Below are 17,744 nucleotides of genomic sequence, written 5' to 3'. Positions count from 1 at the left end.
ATACCAATTTAGTTTAGAAAAAATAGAATCGAGTATTCGAAATTTCGAATACTCGGTTCTGTTTTTATTTTAAAAATTAATACCTAATCGAATAACCAAAGCGCTGGTGTTCTCCAGTCAATCGCTTAACATGGCGTTCCATTACCCGTCTGCGAGTACCAAACATCATCCAAACAGTAAAGCCACCAAAAAGAACAAGCATAACTAATAATGCCCACCAGTCACCAGGAACTAACTTACCAGTTAACATGGCTGTCCCGGTTGCCAAGAAGCTAAACCAATCAAGACTAAAATGCATGAACATCGTTAACCATAACTGACCAGTGTAAACATACACAACTGCCAAGAATAGGCCGAGAAGAAAAGCAATCCCAAGTTGATAAAGAGTCAAATCTAATCTCTGCCAACGCAAATTGATTAAGTGTGCAGCCGCAAACAATGCAGAGCTGGTAATAATTACTAACGGTAGCCGTTGTTTAATGCTTCGCCATGCATAGAACAGAACACCAAGGATCGCAAACCGAAAGAGGCTTTCCTCAGCAACTCCGGCCTCAAATGCCTGGCACGTTAACTTGAAGAATCCTCCCTTAGGTAACCGATCAATTGACATCATGTTTCCACTTAGCGGGATAACAAAAAGTGCAATTATCAATAAGAAAATCCACCAATTGAAGTCACTACTCCAATTCGGCTTTAGACCAGGCCACGATAAGTGCCAAGCACGCATAACAGTTGTAGCAAAGACAAAGTAAGCAACAGCCCCTACCGCACCAGTTGACAATAGGAACGTTAATTTTTGATTTTCGATCAAGTCAAACGGCAACGAAGTAAAGGGAACGATCACAATCTGGAACATCCAGAGAATAAAAATAAATCGTTCAATACTCAGGTCCATTTGCCCACCAATAACACTAGCAAAGGGCGCATACATCACAAAGTAATACAAGATCATGATGGATATCACACCACGCGATGGCATGTGAAGTACCGTGATAATTTCCCGGGTAATAACTCCCCAAGCAAAGGTCAAAATCACCGGCTGGGCCAATCCCTGAAGCCAGCAATTAATCTTACTGATAATCGGCGGAACATCCTCCCATAGTTCTTCACTGAGGCCTATTCCTAAAACGATTACCATCCATAACAATTGTAGCCAAATATTACGGCCAAGTTCAAAGTTACGAATCATCATCATCATTAAAATAATTAAAGTCGCACCAATTTGAACTCGATACCAGATTTTTAAATAATCTCTTCCAGTCATCGAGATTCCTCCAAATAAATAATTGCTTATACCTTTTGATCATACCAAATTAAATAACCTAGTTTAAGCATTTAATTAAAAAAAGACGAAATCGCCCGTGATGGACTTTTTCGTCTTTCTTAATTATTCATTTTTTCCAGCGGCAACTGGTTCTTTTTTTACGGTCTGCTTTTTACTTTGAGCACCGTGCTTTCGCTGACGGTTATGACCGCCTTTATGGTTGTTATTCCCGTTCTTCTCGTGAACAGTCCTCTTCTTATTGGTTGGTTGACGATAGTGATGATTCTCATAGTGTTGATCACCATTCAAGATTGTCACCATTGGGATAATCACAGGACGACGACCAGTCCGTGCGTAAAGCAACTTTTGCAAACGACTAATAATAGTCCGGTTAAGTGCCCGCCGATCCACGTGCTTATGATTCTTAAAGGTATTTAAGATTGCCCAGAAGACTTCGTGGTTAGCAGCCTTAATTAGTTCTTGGGACTCGTGCATGTAAACAAAGCCACGTGAAACAATATCAGGTCCGGCAACAATTTGGTAATCTTTTAGATCAACAACCGCAACCGCAGTGACAACCCCTTCTTCTGAAAGAAGGCGTCGTTCATGAATTTCAGGATTACCAACTGTATCGCCTGCATCACGACCGTCAATGTAAACATCGGCAGCACTATCAATATGATCGGCGATCCGCGCAGAATCCTTAGTCAAGGCTAAAACATCACCATTAGCTAAAATGAAACTGTTCTTTCTTGGCACACCGGTCATTTCAGCTAACTTGGTATGAATCTTTTGCATCCGGTATTCACCGTGAACTGGAGCAAAGAACTTTGGCTTCATTAAGCGAAGCATAAATTCTTCATCGATCTGGCCACCGTGCCCAGAGGTGTGGATGTTGTTAACATAACCATGAATAACGTTGGCGCCGTCTTCTTCAAGTTTATTGATTAAGGCGTTAACACTAGTTGTGTTCCCCGGAATTGGATTACTTGAGAAGACAACCGTATCACCGGGTTGAATCGTAATTTGGCGGTGAGTACCGTTTGCGATCCGGCTCAATGCTGCCATTGGTTCACCCTGAGAACCCGTACACATGATCAAAACCTTCTCGGGTGGATAATTATTAATTTCGTTTTGGTCAATTAGTGAATCCTTAGGAATATTCAGATAGCCTAATTCTTGACCGGCACTAATTGCATTTTCCATGCTTCGACCAAAGACAGCGATCTTCCGTCCTTGAGCAATCGCAGCGTCAGAAGCTTCCCGTAACCGATAAACGTTTGAAGCAAATGATGCAAAAATGATCCGCCCCTTAATTCGTTCAAAAATCCGCCGAATGTGAATATCAACCCAGCGCTCTGATTTAGTAAATTGTGGTCGTTCAGCGTTTGTACTATCCGAAGTTAACAGGAGAACCCCATCATCACCAAGCTTAGCCATTTGCTGGAGATTTGGCCCTGGCAAATGACCGACTGGCGTCAAGTCGAACTTAAAGTCACCAGTTTGAATAATTGTTCCTTGAGGAGTATGGACAGCGACCCCTAAAGTATCAGGAATTGAGTGGGTTGTCCGGAAGAAACTAACCCAAAGCTTCTTAAAATGAACCTCGTCAAATTCATTAATTTCGTGAAGTTCCGCATTCCGTAAAAGGTGCTTTTCTTCAAGTTTTCCCTTGATTAAGGACATTGCAAATGGTCCAGCATAAATTGGTGCATTTACTTTTTGCAAGAAGAATGGCAAACCACCAATGTGATCTTCGTGACCGTGGGTGATAAAGATCCCTTTAATTTTATCCTTATTTTCGATTAGGTAATCATAATTTTGGATTACGTAGTCAACACCAAGAAGTTCATCTTCAGGAAAGAGGACACCACAATCAATAATAATGATTTCGTCTTGGAATTGAACACAGTACATATTTTTACCAATTTCGCCCAAGCCTCCCATGGCATAAAAGGCGACTTCATTGTTCTTAATATCTAGCTTTGACATAATACCTTTCTTGTACCTTTCTATTTTTTGAATTTTATTTAAATAATTATTAACGGAAAATTGTAGACCAAAAGACCCGCTTCCCCGGTTTGAGAACGGTTTTATCTCGTGGCAATTCAGTTTTAATTTTTTATATCCGTACTAAAAACTAATAATATTTTACCATATATTATTCTTTTACGCTATTAGTCAAGAATTTAAAAATAAAAGAGACCGAACATTAATCCGATCCCTTAAATATTCTTACTATAATATGCGAAGGTTTACTTTAGACATATTAATCTTCTGTTGGTAAGCTTTCTTCTTCATTTTGCCAAAGTTTTTCTAGTGGAACAATTGGTTGTCCTTCATTATTAAACTTTAGATCGGTTAATTCACTCAGGATTTCCTCGTAAGCACCCTTACAAAGTCGTTCACTAAGTTCAACTAACTTTTTGTCCCCACGGTAAGCATTTTCTTTCAAAACATGGTTAATCGTCCCCATGACTTCATTTGAGGCTTTTGCTCCCATGACTTCGAGACTTTGTAGTCGATACTGATGAATGTAAAAAGTAATAAATGTCTTCAAAGCAGCTTCCTTAGCGGCTTGATTATCTAATTCATCATAGCGTAATCCTAATTCTGACAATCTGATCGCTCCCCTATTTTAATTTGTCATAGAATATACAATCGCTTATTTACACCATACCACAAACCTCTAGTGTTCGTTAATCATTACTCCTGACGAAGGTGCAATTCCGTTTTTCCACCTTCGATCGTCGCATAAACCGCCGTATTTGGTTTTTCGGCAATTTTTCCTAATTCGATTTCTCCCTTATCGGTACCGGTTTGTTTAACATTTAACTTCTGGCTAAAAATAAATTCACGGAATAATTTAACTAATTCCCGGTGTTCTTGTTCTTTCTTTACCGCTACAGCAAGTGTATATCCCTGATCAAGGAAAAACTTAATCGTGCAAACTCGGTAAAGCATACTAATTGGGTACAGGTGGTTTTGGTTCTTCTCTCCCTGTTCAGAACTAATGTAACCCTTCTTTTCCCAATAACGAATCTGACTTGGTGAGACTCCTGTTGTTTCAGCCAACTGGGTCATTGTAACTTTTAGGCTACTCTGCTTCATCATTTTACGAAAACGTTCTGCTAATAAAATATCCATCAACTCCCTCAGACCATTTTATCTACCAAGGATTATCTTAAAATTAGTTGTAATTGTCAAATTATTTGACAAAGATATCAGATAGTCTTATATTAGTTGGCATTGACTAAAAAGAAAAGAGGTTTTTTGTGTGGATCAACAATCTATTTCAGTAGATATTAATAATCATCCATATAACAGAAGCCTGATGGTTCTCATCCTATTAATTGGTGCCTTTTGTACTATTTTAAACCAAACCATCCTCTCAACTGCCTTTCCGGCTTTGATGGATGCCTTTAATATTAGTACATCAACGGTCCAGTGGTTAACCACCGGTTTCTTAATGGTTAACGGGATCATGATCCCAATTAGTGCTTATTTAAGTAGCCGCTTTAACACTAAAGGATTATTTGTAATTGCAATGTCAATCTTTGAAATCGGTACCGTCATGTCTTGGTTAGCACCATCATTTGCCGTTCTTTTAGGTGGACGATTGATTCAGGCAATTGGTGTTGGAATCAACATGCCATTAATGCAGAACATTATGTTAACCATCTACCCACCGGAAAAGCGTGGGGCTGCGATGGGAATTAACGGTTTAGTTATCGGCTTAGCTCCTGCTATTGGTCCTACCCTTTCCGGATGGGTAATTGATAATTTTAGTTGGCGCTGGCTTTTTGGAATGATTGTCCCAATTGCAGCAGTGGTGATCATCGCTAGTCTATTTTTCGTTAAAAACGTTATTCCTAACAAAAAGCCTCACCTTGACTGGTGGTCAGTTGTTATTTCTACCGCTGGATTTGGAAGCATGCTTTACGGCTTTTCTAGCGTTGGTAACGATGGCTGGACTGATCCGGTTGTCCTAACAACAATTATCGTTGGTGTAATTTTGGTTGCTTTCTTAATTTTCCGGCAAAACAAGTTGGACGAGCCTTTCTTGGAATTCAGAGTTTTCAAGAGTAAGGAATTTACCCTAGCAACTGTCCTTAGTTCAATTGTAATGATGGCAATGGTGGGTGTGGAATTAGTTATTCCGCTATATCTCCAAATTATCCACGGAATGTCAGCCTTTCACTCAGGACTAACATTACTATTTGGTGCCCTTTTCATGGGATTCATGAGTCCGATTACCGGGAACCTCTTCGACCGTCATGGTGCTAGACGGCTTGCCATTACAGGGATGTTTATTCTTTCCGTTGGTACCATTCCGTTTGCTTTTATTACCCGCGACACTCCAATTATCTACATTGTCTTCCTGTATGCCGTTCGGATGTTTGGAATCTCAATGGTAATGATGCCAGTAACTACCGCCGGAATGAACTCTCTTCCATACCACTTAATTTCACACGGAACAGCGGTTAACAACACTCTTCGTCAAGTAGCAACCTCTGTCGGAACAGCAATCATGATTTCGGTTCTAACAAACGTTACAAATAATAATAAGCCCGGCCACTCATTACTTAATGCTGCCCCACTCCAATATAAGTCACAAATGTTTGACGCTACTTTAATGGGGTACCATGCGGCATTCTGGTTTGCAATTATCTTCGCCTTGATTGGCCTTTGCTTAACTTTCTTTGTCACAAAGGGTAACGGAATACATGTAAAACTTGACTCAGACAGTATTCAGGAAAAGGGGGCTAACAAATGATCATCATCTTAATGTTTGGTTCCGCACTCGCATTATTTGCATCCGTAATGTTTATCAACCACCGATTGACAAGAATTATCGGCGCTCTTCTTTTCAGTCTTCTTTTTATTGGTTCGACTGCCTTAATGGGCTTAAATTATAGTCAACATTTTGGAATGAAAAAAGTAACAACGACGAATAGTCAAACGGTCTACTCTGCAGCTGGAAAATTACCAGTGGCACTTTACCAGCCCATAGGTACTAGTGGTCAGGATAACGTCCTGATCTACAAGACTAAACAAGGCCAAAAGAAGCCTGACCATACGCAAGCAAATGAATATACAACTAGTAAAATGCAGTTCACCAATCGGACCACCCCACTGTTAAAGTCAACAGAAACCCGGTGGCAATTTAAGAACGATTTCTATAAGGTTCTTTTCATGTGGTCAGGAATGAACGGTACACTAATTAAAAGAACAAATGTAATTGAATACCCTCGTACCTTTGTTAAACTTACCCCTTCCCAAGCACACCAACTTCAAAAGAAAATCGGCAACGCTGGTCCACAATTACAAAGCCAAGCTAAAAGCTTTGTCACCTCTAGGGTCCAATCAGCAATGGCTAACCAACCAAATATGAGTGCCCAACAAATCCAACAGGTTTCTCAACAAGCCGAACAAGAATTTATGGCAAAAATGATTAGACAGAATTAACTTAATAATAAAAAAGTGGAGAGTGGAAAAATAAAATTTTCCACTCTCCACTTTTTTATTTCTCTGGCAGTTCATTTATTTCCCGGGAAAACGTTAATTGTTTTAAGGTAAACGGATCCTTAAACGAAAGCTTAGTAGCCCAGAGTGCCTGGTGTTCGCGATCGGAGGTATCACCACCATAAAGGTGATCACCAATTAATGGATGACCAATTGAAGCCAAGTGAACGCGGATTTGGTGAGTTCGTCCCGTATGTAACTGCACCCGTAACCTAGTCCAACCAGCTTGCTCTCCTTCTACCCAGTATTCAGTCACTGCCCGTTGTCCATCATCAGCAATTACCCGCTGTGCTTGGCCCTCACGACGGGCAATTGGCTTATTAATTACGCCATGCTTTTCAGCAAACGTTCCCGAAACAAATGCCGTATATTCTTTTAACATTTGGTGTTGCTGCACTTGCTGACTGATCATACTAGACGCAACGTGGTGTTTGGCAATCAACAGTAAACCACCGGTATAACGGTCAAGACGGGTAATTAAGTGTGGACGTTGATCAGCTGAATTCTTCTCAATTAAATAATGAACAGCCCTGTTAAGTACGGTTTCATTATCTACTGAAGGACCAGGAATTGACGTCACTCCTGCTGGTTTATTAATAACAAGCCAATTGTCATCTTCATAGACAATATTGAGAGGCTCATCACTCTCCTTTACCGATAAGTCGCGTGTTTCTGGTTGAGCAATAATCGTTAAAGGCTGGTTAGGTAATATCTTCGTTGTTGGACGAACTTTTCGGTGATCGACTAGAAATTCACCCTGACCATTTTTCAGATCATTAAATAAACGGTGTCCCATCCCCAATGACTGGAGAAACTTCTTAATTTTAATCGGTTCACTACCCTGATATTGCCAAGTATTTTCCATTGTACCCTCCAAAATTATCTCTAGACGCAAAGAGACTGGGAAAATATTCCCAGTCTCTTATTCAACTATGACGGTCCGTACGAGACTCGAACTCGTGATCTCATCCGTGACAGGGATGCGTCCTAAACCAACTAGACCAACGGACCAATTAACAACAAATAAAAGTATACGAAACTTCTCTTCCACTGTCAACAACTTTTTAAATTCTCCTTTTGCTTCTTTCAAAAGGGCAAATTCGATATAATGATTATTAGTATTACATTGAGGAGGAAACTATGAGATCCCTATATAAACGTTTATCGTCGTGGTGGGATAAATATTCACGACCGATCAAGATTATTTTCGTCATCTCGGTTGTTATCTTTGTTGTTCATGCGTTAACTAGCTTTTTTAAAACCGTTGACTGGCACCGAGTTGGAATTGGCCTAAGCAACTTAACCTGGTCAAATATCTTAATCTTGTTGATCTTCGGCTGCATCGCCGTTGTTCCAATGTTAGGTTATGACTTTGCAATCGTTAAGTTCCTTCCAGGCAAATTCAAACGCTCCTACATTATTCGTTGTGGTTGGATTACTAATACCTTAACGAATATCGCTGGCTTTGGTGGCATCCTTGGAGCAACAATGCGTGCATATTTCTACCGAAAACACGCCAATAAGAAAGATATTTTACTAGCAATCTCTAAAATTGCAGTTTTCCTTTTATCTGGGCTTTCAGTTCTCTGTTGGGTTGCCCTGGCTTTTATGTTTGTCTTTCACCAAGGAGGACACTTTAACCAGTACGCTATTTGGCTTGTTGCTGGTGGCCTCTACTTTCCAATCGTCTTCTACTTCACATTAATTAACAATAACCGATTATTTAAGGATGTTACTCCTAAGATTGAGGGACTATTAGTTGGTAGCTCAACATGTGAATGGCTCTTTGTTGCCCTCTTCTTCTTACTGGTTGGTTGGTGTTTAGGCGTTCGGAATAACCTTGCCTCAGTCCTACCACTATACGTTGTTGCCCAACTTCTCGGGGTTATCTCCATGATTCCAGGTGCTCTTGGTTCGTTTGATGTCATGATGATGTTTGAACTTTCCCTGATGGGCGTTTCTAAGCCAACAATTATTATCTGGCTTCTACTCTTCCGGATTTTTTACTACATCGTGCCGCTAATCCTCGCTGGTATTCTCTTTCTTCATGATCTTGCCCGTCAGGTAAACGAATTCTTCGATGGTTTACCCCTGGTTATCATTCAGAACACGGCTCATTTCCTGATTACGGCCTTTATGTATATTTCAGGAATCCTAATGCTTCTTGCGGCCGCAATCCCAGATATTACCGCAGACAACAAATTATTTGCCCGATTGTACCCGTTCACCTTTTTCTTTATTCACCAGCTATCCACTGTTCTCTTTGCGATTGCCATGCTGGCTTGTGCTCGGGGATTAGCATCAAAAGTTCAAAAGGCGTACTGGCCTACCCTTGCCTTGTTGCTTATCGGGGTTATCAGTACCTGGTGGAACCTGCGAACGATGAGTTTAACCATTTACCTGGCAATTGTTCTGGTTTTAATTCTCCTTTCAAAGCGAGAATTATATCGGGCAAAACTTCAATATTCCATTAGTAAATTTGCGGTCGATCTCTTGATCTTCGCGGGGAGCTGCATCCTCTATGTTATTGTCGGTGTCATAAACGCACCACAATATACCAAGTCGCACCGTATCCCAGAATTCTTCCTCTTTCCTGGTGAAAAAGTCTGGTTCTCGGGCCTAATCGGCCTTTTGCTTGGGCTAGTCCTCCTCGTCCTTATTCTTCGTTACTTCTGTTCTGGTGCCGATCCGTTCGCTAAGGTACAGGGATTTAGCACTGAGAGAGTTCACAAGGTTATTGACCAATTCGGTGGTAGTCGAACCAGTCATCTGGCCTTTCTCAAAGACAAGAACCTTTACTTTTACCAAAAGGACGGTCAAGACCAGCTGTACTTTATGTACCGACGAAACTACGATCGACTGATTATTATGGGAGATCCGGTTGGTAATTCTGCTGAAACTCGTCCAGCCCTTCGTCAGTTCCTAAAAGAAGCCGATCTTTATAATTACCAACTAGTCTTTTACGAAGTTTCTGGAACGTTTACAATGCTCCTTCATGAATTTGGCTTTGACTTCATTAAAACTGGAGAAACCGGGTTGGTAAAGTTAGCCGACTTTACCCTAGCAGGAAAACGCCAACGCTCTCAACGGGCCTTAATGCATAAATTCGACCGCGAGGGATACCAATTTAACGTTGTTCAGCCACCATTTAATGATCAGTTCATGGATGAAATAAAGGCTGTTTCCGATAACTGGTTAGGAAAACAAGTAGAAAAGGGCTTTTCATTAGGCTTCTTCTCTCCTGACTATATCCAACAGGCTCCTGTGGCAACCGTTGCCGATAAAGACGGTAAAATCGTTGCATTCGCTACCTTTATGCCAACTGGTGGAAAGAAGTACCTTACCATTGATTTAATGCGTCATTCTCACGATGCACCATCTGGAATCATGGACAAGATCTTTATCAGCATGTTTCTGTATGGTCAGGAACATGGGTATGAATACTTTGACTTGGGAATGGCACCATTATCAAACGTTGGTGAATCACAGTTTAGTTTTCTTGGCGAGAAGGTTGCCCACTTTATTTACGAATATGGTTACCACCTATATGGTTTCCAGGGCTTGCGTCGTTATAAGAATAAGTATGCCGATATTTGGGAATCCCGTTATACCGCTTTCCGGAAATGGAGTTCAATCATCAACTCAATGCTTTCCCTTGTCAGCGTAATTAACCAGCGGGCGGACAAACAGGAGAAACGCATCTTTTTCCTTTGGATTAACCACTAATTTGCCGCAATTTTAACATTGAACTATAATGATCGTGTAATCGTTTACACGGTCATTATTTTTATTTAGGAAGGCGAATATTATGACTACTGTTTACCTATCAGCAAAGTTACCTAAGATTGCTACTAAGATCCTTGATCAAGCTGGGATCCATTATGATGTTTATGATGGAAAGGGGTTAATCTCAAAGGATGAACTTCTTAAACACGTTCAGGACTGTGAAGTTTTAATCACTCCACTATCCACTCAAGTTGATCGAGAAGTAATTGATGCCGCACCAAAACTAAAGTTAATCGCTAACTTTGGTGCCGGTTTTAACAACATTGATGTTAAGTATGCACGGAGTAAGGGGATCGACGTTACCAATACACCATTCGTTTCCTCAACCGCGACTGCTGAAGTTGCTAGTGGACTAGTGATTGCATTAATGCGGCGAATCGTTGAAGGTGACCGGGTAATGCACTCGGTTGGCTTTGATGGCTGGGCACCACTCTTCTTCCTTGGCCACGAATTAGCCGGTAAGACTCTTGGAATTGTCGGCTTAGGAAGCATCGGTCGCGGTGTTGCTCAACGTCTCCATGCCTTTAACATGAAGATCATTTACACTCAACGTCACCAGGCTGATCCGGCAACAGAAGCACAATATTCTGCTGAATACGTTACCCTTGACGAATTACTAAAGCGGTCTGACGTTGTTACCCTTCACTGTCCATTAACCCCTGAAACGCACCACATGATTGATACTCCACAATTTGAAATGATGAAGGATTCTGCAGTATTAATCAACTGCGCTCGGGGACCGGTTATTAATGAATCATCCTTGCTTAAGGCTCTTCAAGCCAACAAACTTGCTGGTGCTGCCCTTGATGTTTATGAAGCTGAGCCAAACGTTGCTGACGGTTTCAAGAAGCTTGATAATGTTATCCTAACCCCACACATTGGGAACGCCTCATTTGAAGCTCGTGATGCAATGGCTAAGATCGTTGCTACTAACGCTGTCAACGTTCTAGATGGTGAATCTGCAAAGTATATTATTAATAAGTAATTCATCAACTATAAGCTAAAAACAACCTCAAACATTCGGAATAATCTGAATGCTTGAGGTTGTTTGATAATTATTTAACGTTTAAAATCCAAATAAACACGATGAAGATAAAGAAGAGTGCGTACATGATCGGGTGAACTTCTTTACCCCGCTTTGCAGCAATCATGGTAATTGGGTACATGATCAACCCAAGAGCCATCCCATCGGAAATACTGTACGTTAGCGGCATTCCAATAACGATTAAGAAGGATGGAATTGCAATCTCAAGCTTCTCCCAGTGAACTCGCTTCATTGATTGAGCCATCAATACACCAACAATAATCAAAGCCGGAGCAGTTACCTGATTAGTAACCACTGGCAATAATGGTGAGAAGAACATTCCTAAGATAAAGCAAATTGCGGTTACAACTGAAGTTAATCCAGAACGTCCACCAACGGCAATCCCGGCTGATGATTCAACGTAGGCCCCAACAGGCGAGGTTCCCAGAATAGAACCGACTAGCATCGCACTAGAATCAGACATTAAGGCTTTCCCAACACGTGGCATTTTATTATTCTTCATGAAACCTGCCTGTTGAGCAAGACCAACTAGGGTTCCGGCAGTGTCAAAGAAGGTAACCAACAAGAAGGTTAAGACAACAACCCATAATTGGATAGTGTTAATGTGGGAGAAATACTCTACCCCAACACCAAAAGTTGGCTTTAAGCTTGGAGCCGCTGAAATAACATGGTGTGGCATTGGAATCAAGCCCGTAACCAGCCCAACGATTGCTGTCACTGCCATCCCGATAAAGATTGCTCCCGGAACTCGCTTAACCATTAAAATTGCGGTCACAATTAAACCAATCACCGTTAGCCAGGTAGTTGGCGTAGTAAATGAGCCCAACCCGACTACAGTCGACTTATTGGCAACAATTAATCCTCCCTGATGGAGGCCTAAGAATGCAATAAATAATCCAATTCCACTTGAAATAGCGAACTTCAAATCGCTTGGAATTGCGTCAATAATTACTTCCCGTAATTTAAAAATCGTAATCAGAATAAAAATCAAAGAAGCTACAAAAACGGCAGCAAGGGCCGTCTGCCAGTTAACTCCCATCCCGATAACAACCGAGTACGCAAAGAATGCGTTAATTCCAAGCGCCGGAGCAGTCGCAATCGGGTACTTAGCATAAAGCCCCATCATCAATGTTCCGAATGCTGCTGAAAGTGCAGTTGCAGTGAAAACGGCCCCCTGGCTCATCCCCGCTGCCCCTAAAACATTAGGGTTAACGAACAAAATATATGACATTGAAATAAAAGTGGTAAATCCCGCTAAAATTTCCGTGCGAATGTTCGTATTTAATTCATCAAGGCGAAAATACTTGCTAATTGCATTCAAGAAAAAATCCTCCAAACAGTAATTACGAATAAAACAACAAATGACATCTTATAACATTCGTATTAATCTGTAAAGAGGATTTTTTTATAAATCATGAATTAGCAGTTAGATATTCTGGGCAAGATAATCGTAAAGCATGTCCTTCTTAATCTGTTTTGTATCAACACCCATCAATTCCGCAATCTTAAATGCGTATGCGAGGGCTGTTGCTGGACCCCGACTCGTAAGGATCTTAGCTTGCTCATCAACAACAGTAATCTCTTCGTGGAATCGAGCGGTTGGAGCTTCCTTTTGAATCACCTCATTCATCCCGGGATAACAAGTGTAGTCATGGTTATCGAGTAATCCGTAACGAGCAAGGGCGATTGGGGCAGCACACATTGCCGCATCCCACTTACCTTCTTTATTACGTTGAACCATTAATTGCTTTAATTGTTCATTATCACGAAGTCGTTCAGAACCGCCCATTCCTCCTGGAAAAGCAACAAGGTCATAATCCAATAATTGATCACCAAGAACTTCATCACAGGTCAGCTTAATATTGTGAGCACCAAGAACTTCCTGATTTTCTAATCCGACCATTTTGGTTTCAACACCGAGCCGTCGAAGAACATCAACTACCGTTAGCCCTTCAACTTCTTCACAACCTGGAGCAAAAACAACCGCAACTTTTTTCATTATTACAAACATTCCTTTCTTTAACCGTTAATTAACTTGCTTATCTCTACCATGACCCGATCTGCTTCCGGCATTTGGTACACTGGAAAAATATGTGGTAGATCTCGCCCGACAACGAATTTAACCGGAACGTGCTGATCACGTAATTTCTGAACAAGCTGGGCACTATCCGGATACATGATTTCACGTGTCCCAACACATACAAAGACATCCCTTAACCCAGAAATATCACCATTAAGCGGTCTCAACCGATAATCATCATGCTTTGTATCATCAGCCCATAAATCGGCTGCTCGCCGTAAGCCCTTGACCGATAAAGTCACATCATGAGACTCATACTTTGCAATTGTTGGGTTATTTAGGTCAAGATCTAGCCACGGTGATAATAATACTAGGTGCCCTGGTTGTGGTAACTTTCTTTCCGTACAGTATTCACAAAAGCCCGCAGCCAATCCACCACCTGCAGAATCGCCCAAAAGTGTAATATCACTTACTGGTATTTGCTCATACAGTTGCTGGTATAGTCGAGTCAGTTGCTCGTAGGCTGTCTTAAAAGTATGATCAGGAAGTTGTGGGTAAAGGACAACGTAAACCCGGGCTCCCGTTTGCTGTGCCAATCGATCAGCGAATAACCATTGTTCCTTTACCGGTGGTTCAACATATGCTCCACCCGGCAAGTAGATGATTGCTTTTTGCTGCCCCGATTGTTCGTTTAAGACATAAGTCCGCATTGGAGCATTTGATAATTGGCGTAAATTAACGGTAAATGGTACCGCCGGCATAACGAAGTCCTCTCCGCTAACCTCTTGTGACTCAGCGAGCATTTGCCGAAAGCCCTGTTCATCCGCCATCCGCCGTTTAAAGCCACTCACCTGAATTTGTAATTCAACAAACGTTGCTCGTTGTGAACGGTGCTGTCCACAGCGGACTAAATCACAAACACTTTGGCCAAAATTATTTGCAATTTCAGAAGCAACATGATGTTGAAATCTTGGTAATCTTTTCATGAGCTGTCGAGCTCCTTTGATAAACTAGCCGTTTCTTCGTCGGCTTCAATCTAAATAGTTACCTTCATCGTAACACGATTACTACAGATAACTCCATTCAAATTTACTAAGTTTTGGCTTAAAATTGACTAAAAGGAAGTAATTAAATGCACCAGGAATCACTATTTGCACAATCAAATCAAAACACTCCATTGGCCAACCGGGTCCGACCAACCACCCTTGATGAATTCATGGGTCAACAACAATTAATCGGGAACGGGAAGGTTTTACGTGATTTAATCGAACACGACCAAGTTTCCTCACTAATCTTCTGGGGACCACCCGGTGTCGGAAAAACCACCTTAGCTGAAATTATCGCTCAACAAACTAAGTCCCACTTCATTACGTTTAGTGCGGTTACAAGCAGCATTCGCGATATCCGGAAAATTATGGAGGAAGCGGAGAAAAATCGGGAATTTGGTGAACGCACTATTTGTTTTATTGACGAAATTCACCGCTTCAACAAAGCTCAACAGGATGCTTTTCTTCCCTTCGTGGAACGCGGAAGCATCATCTTAATCGGTGCTACTACCGAGAATCCTTCCTTTGAAATCAATTCAGCACTTCTAAGCCGTTGTAAAGTCTTCGTCCTTAAATCATTAACGATTGATGATATTACTAACATTCTTAAGCGGGCAATCAAACACCCTGCTGGTTTTCCCGGGCTTAAGATCGATTATGACGACGATGCATTAACGATGATTGCTGAGTTTGCAAATGGTGATGCCAGGGTTGCCCTAAACACACTTGAAATGGCGGTGCTAAACGCTAACCACCATGATCACCAGGTTCAATTAACAACTGACAGCCTCAAGCAACTTATTAATATCAAGTCACTCCGCTATGATCAAAACGGCGAAGAACACTACAATGTCATCTCAGCCCTTCACAAGTCAATGCGTAACAGTGATGTTGACGCGGCAATCTACTGGTGCTCACGAATGATTGATGGCGGTGAGGATCCGTTATACATTGCCCGCCGTCTTGTTCGCTTTGCAAGTGAGGATATTGGATTAGCTGATACCAACGCATTAAATGTGTCCATTAATACCTTTCAAGCATGTCAATTTCTTGGGATGCCTGAATGTGATGTCCACCTGACGGAGTGTGTTATTTACCTTTCACTAGCACCAAAGTCCAATGCCGTTTACGAGGCACGGTTAGCGGCAAAAAAGAGTATCAAGAAAACTGGCAATTTACCTGTCCCACTTCAGATTCGAAATGCCCCCACAAAGTTAATGAAGGAGCTTCATTACGGGGATCATTATCAGTATGCACATGATACAAAGGATAAACTAACTTCGATGAAAACAATGCCACCCGAATTAGCTGGTCACCACTTCTATAAGCCAACTACTCAGGGACGCGAAGGACGATTTAAGGCCCGGATGGAACAAATTAACGAGTGGCATCGGGAAAATGATCATAAATAAAAAGCAACCTAAGACTAGCTCTTAAATTGGACTAATCTTAGGTTGTTCCGGTTTTAATGTCAAGGGCGGTTTTAAATTGTTTTTACGTTTCGTCCTCTGTTCCGAAGCCACATGATCGCAACCATTACCAGCGAAATGATAATTAAGGTAAGCGCAGTAATCACGATGTTTCGGTAACCGATGTAAAGAATATGACGCATCTCCGGTAAAAGTGAAGTAGGTAGACTAGTAGCTGTCTTCGCGTTTGATAATTTATTCAACATCCCCATCGTAATTCCATGGTGATGTTTAATCCCCTGTAACAACGCATTATTAAGAATTACCCCGTAGATAGCGGACATGAAAGTTTGGCTAAGGATCCGCATCAGGTACCCCATTGAAGTTGCAATTGGGACATCCCGTAATTCCGCATCGGTTTGAACGTTAATTTGCAAGATATTAAAGACTAAGCCAACACCAAAGCCTTCGAAAGCTCCAAGGAACATAATTAACCAGAACGGTGATGATTGACCACCAAGCAACAGTCCCAAGAAGGAGATAAAGATAGTCAAGGCCCCTAGCCCAACAATTGCATATTTTGACCACCGATATTGAATAAAGGGAACTAGTTCTGAACCAAGAAAGTCAGTTACGGCTCCGGGAATCTGGGTCATTCCACCAAGCAGTGCTGATAGCCCAAGAAGTCCCTGCGCCCACATTGGAATATAGATCACGAAAGCAATGAATGAGCCCCAAATAATCACGAAGAGCATAAAGTCAATTACTAATTCACGATTTGTAAAAAGGCGGTTAGGTACAATCGGATCGGCTGCATTACGGTCGACTTTCACCATCCACCACAAAAGGGCCAAGCCAATAGTAAAAAGACCAATGACAACCGGGAGTGAACCTACCCCAATCAGTTGAACAGCAACTAGGATTGCCATTAAGCTGCTAACTAACAGCGTTGCCCCTAAATAATCAATTGGCTTTCCGGCTGCTCGTTTATTTACGTTCTTGTAAAAAATTGCAATGATGGTAATCGCAACTAACGCAATTGGCACATTAACGTAGAACACCCAATGCCAGCTAAGAGCGTCAACAATCCACCCACCAAGTAACGGGCCAATAATTGAAGCCGTCCCAAAGCAAGCACTAGATAATCCCAAGACAGTCGCCCGTTTCTTGAGGTTAGTGTATATTTCAGCAAAGACAATAAAGGGAATTGTATTCATTCCACCGGCACCGACCCCCATTATTGCCCGGGCAATAATGAACCAAGTAATATTAGGAGCGAGTCCTTGAAAAATTGCGCCGACCGCAAAGAGCGATGTTGCACTAATGTAGGCAACCTTATTCCCCTTATGTTCACCAAACTTACTCCACAACGGGGTCGCAACCGCCATTCCAAACAGAAAGATAGCAACAATCCATCCCATATATTGAAGTGCATGCAAATCACTCGTAATCGCCGGCAATGCAGTATTGACAATTGTTCCGTCCATTCCTGCCATAATGTTAGACAGCAATAAGGCTCCCGTAACAATTGTTCGTCGTCTCTCTAACTCCAAGCTCTCATCTCCCTCTAAAATAAAGATAGAGGCCGGGAATTAACCTAGTCTCTTAACTATTTTAAACATGATAATACAACAGCGCAGTAGCTGGC

Annotated in this window: 14 protein-coding genes and 1 tRNA gene; 5 read left to right on the top strand and 10 right to left on the bottom strand. The window is 41.6% G+C overall.

What is annotated here, in order from left to right; translation table 11 throughout:
• Positions 1–76: 76 nt before the first annotated feature.
• The 4 genes from LKJ51_RS01560 to LKJ51_RS01545 all read right to left on the bottom strand — a co-directional run bounded on the left by LKJ51_RS01560 (position 77) and on the right by LKJ51_RS01545 (position 4,411).
• Entirely contained in the window at positions 77–1,264 is a 1,188-nt protein-coding gene (locus tag LKJ51_RS01560; RefSeq protein WP_291979404.1) for a CPBP family intramembrane glutamic endopeptidase, read from the bottom strand.
• Positions 1,265–1,387: 123 nt separating this feature from the next.
• Positions 1,388–3,256, bottom strand: coding sequence for a ribonuclease J1 (gene rnjA / locus LKJ51_RS01555; RefSeq protein ID WP_291979405.1), 1,869 nt, complete (start codon positions 3,254–3,256; stop codon positions 1,388–1,390).
• A gap of 277 nt (positions 3,257–3,533) precedes the next feature.
• A complete protein-coding gene (locus LKJ51_RS01550) occupies positions 3,534–3,884 on the bottom strand; it encodes a DUF3368 domain-containing protein (protein ID WP_291979406.1) in 351 nt (116 codons plus the stop codon).
• A gap of 86 nt (positions 3,885–3,970) precedes the next feature.
• The gene (locus LKJ51_RS01545; protein WP_291979407.1) at positions 3,971–4,411 is read right to left on the bottom strand and encodes a MerR family transcriptional regulator; all 441 of its coding nucleotides are present in this window, start codon (positions 4,409–4,411) and stop codon (positions 3,971–3,973) included.
• 187 nt (positions 4,412–4,598) lie between these two features.
• Between LKJ51_RS01545 and LKJ51_RS01540 the strand changes: the two genes are divergently transcribed.
• Positions 4,599–6,041 (top strand): MDR family MFS transporter, encoded by a 1,443-nt coding sequence (locus tag LKJ51_RS01540; protein ID WP_434737667.1) that lies wholly within the window; start codon positions 4,599–4,601, stop codon positions 6,039–6,041.
• Positions 6,038–6,733, top strand: a complete 696-nt coding sequence (locus LKJ51_RS01535) for a DUF4811 domain-containing protein (RefSeq protein ID WP_291979816.1) — start codon at positions 6,038–6,040, stop codon at positions 6,731–6,733. Before LKJ51_RS01540 ends, LKJ51_RS01535 begins: the two co-directional genes overlap by 4 nt.
• A 55-nt stretch (positions 6,734–6,788) precedes the next feature.
• Here LKJ51_RS01535 and LKJ51_RS01530 read toward each other — a convergent pair whose 3' ends face one another.
• Together LKJ51_RS01530 and LKJ51_RS01525 are read right to left on the bottom strand one after the other, a co-directional pair.
• Positions 6,789–7,655, bottom strand: a complete 867-nt coding sequence (locus LKJ51_RS01530) for an RluA family pseudouridine synthase (protein WP_291979817.1) — start codon at positions 7,653–7,655, stop codon at positions 6,789–6,791.
• Positions 7,656–7,726: 71 nt separating this feature from the next.
• Positions 7,727–7,801, bottom strand: a tRNA-Asp gene (locus LKJ51_RS01525).
• 129 nt (positions 7,802–7,930) lie between these two features.
• Between LKJ51_RS01525 and mprF the strand changes: the two genes are divergently transcribed.
• On the top strand, positions 7,931–10,516 hold the full coding sequence (gene mprF / locus LKJ51_RS01520) for a bifunctional lysylphosphatidylglycerol flippase/synthetase MprF (protein WP_291979818.1): 2,586 nt from the start codon (positions 7,931–7,933) through the stop codon (positions 10,514–10,516).
• An 82-nt stretch (positions 10,517–10,598) separates the two neighbouring features.
• Positions 10,599–11,561 (top strand): 2-hydroxyacid dehydrogenase family protein, encoded by a 963-nt coding sequence (locus LKJ51_RS01515; protein WP_291979819.1) that lies wholly within the window; start codon positions 10,599–10,601, stop codon positions 11,559–11,561.
• Between the two features lie 70 nt (positions 11,562–11,631).
• Here LKJ51_RS01515 and LKJ51_RS01510 read toward each other — a convergent pair whose 3' ends face one another.
• The 3 genes from LKJ51_RS01510 to LKJ51_RS01500 form a co-directional block, all read right to left on the bottom strand.
• Positions 11,632–12,942: an NCS2 family permease gene (locus tag LKJ51_RS01510; protein WP_291979820.1), complete on the bottom strand. Its 1,311-nt coding sequence runs from the start codon at positions 12,940–12,942 to the stop codon at positions 11,632–11,634.
• 105 nt (positions 12,943–13,047) lie between these two features.
• Positions 13,048–13,620 (bottom strand): DJ-1 family glyoxalase III, encoded by a 573-nt coding sequence (locus LKJ51_RS01505; RefSeq protein ID WP_291979821.1) that lies wholly within the window; start codon positions 13,618–13,620, stop codon positions 13,048–13,050.
• A 20-nt stretch (positions 13,621–13,640) separates the two neighbouring features.
• Positions 13,641–14,627: an alpha/beta hydrolase gene (locus tag LKJ51_RS01500; RefSeq protein WP_291979822.1), complete on the bottom strand. Its 987-nt coding sequence runs from the start codon at positions 14,625–14,627 to the stop codon at positions 13,641–13,643.
• 146 nt (positions 14,628–14,773) lie between these two features.
• Between LKJ51_RS01500 and LKJ51_RS01495 the strand changes: the two genes are divergently transcribed.
• The gene (locus tag LKJ51_RS01495; RefSeq protein ID WP_291979824.1) at positions 14,774–16,099 is read left to right on the top strand and encodes a replication-associated recombination protein A; all 1,326 of its coding nucleotides are present in this window, start codon (positions 14,774–14,776) and stop codon (positions 16,097–16,099) included.
• Between the two features lie 71 nt (positions 16,100–16,170).
• Here LKJ51_RS01495 and LKJ51_RS01490 read toward each other — a convergent pair whose 3' ends face one another.
• The gene (locus LKJ51_RS01490; protein WP_291980047.1) at positions 16,171–17,649 is read right to left on the bottom strand and encodes an MFS transporter; all 1,479 of its coding nucleotides are present in this window, start codon (positions 17,647–17,649) and stop codon (positions 16,171–16,173) included.
• Between the last annotated feature and the right edge of the window lie 95 nt (positions 17,650–17,744).

This window comes from Limosilactobacillus sp. (genome assembly GCF_022651205.1).
GTDB lineage: Bacteria > Bacillota > Bacilli > Lactobacillales > Lactobacillaceae > Limosilactobacillus.
The sequence above is the reverse complement of the archived record's forward strand: the minus strand, read 5'-3'. Positions and strand labels throughout refer to the sequence as shown.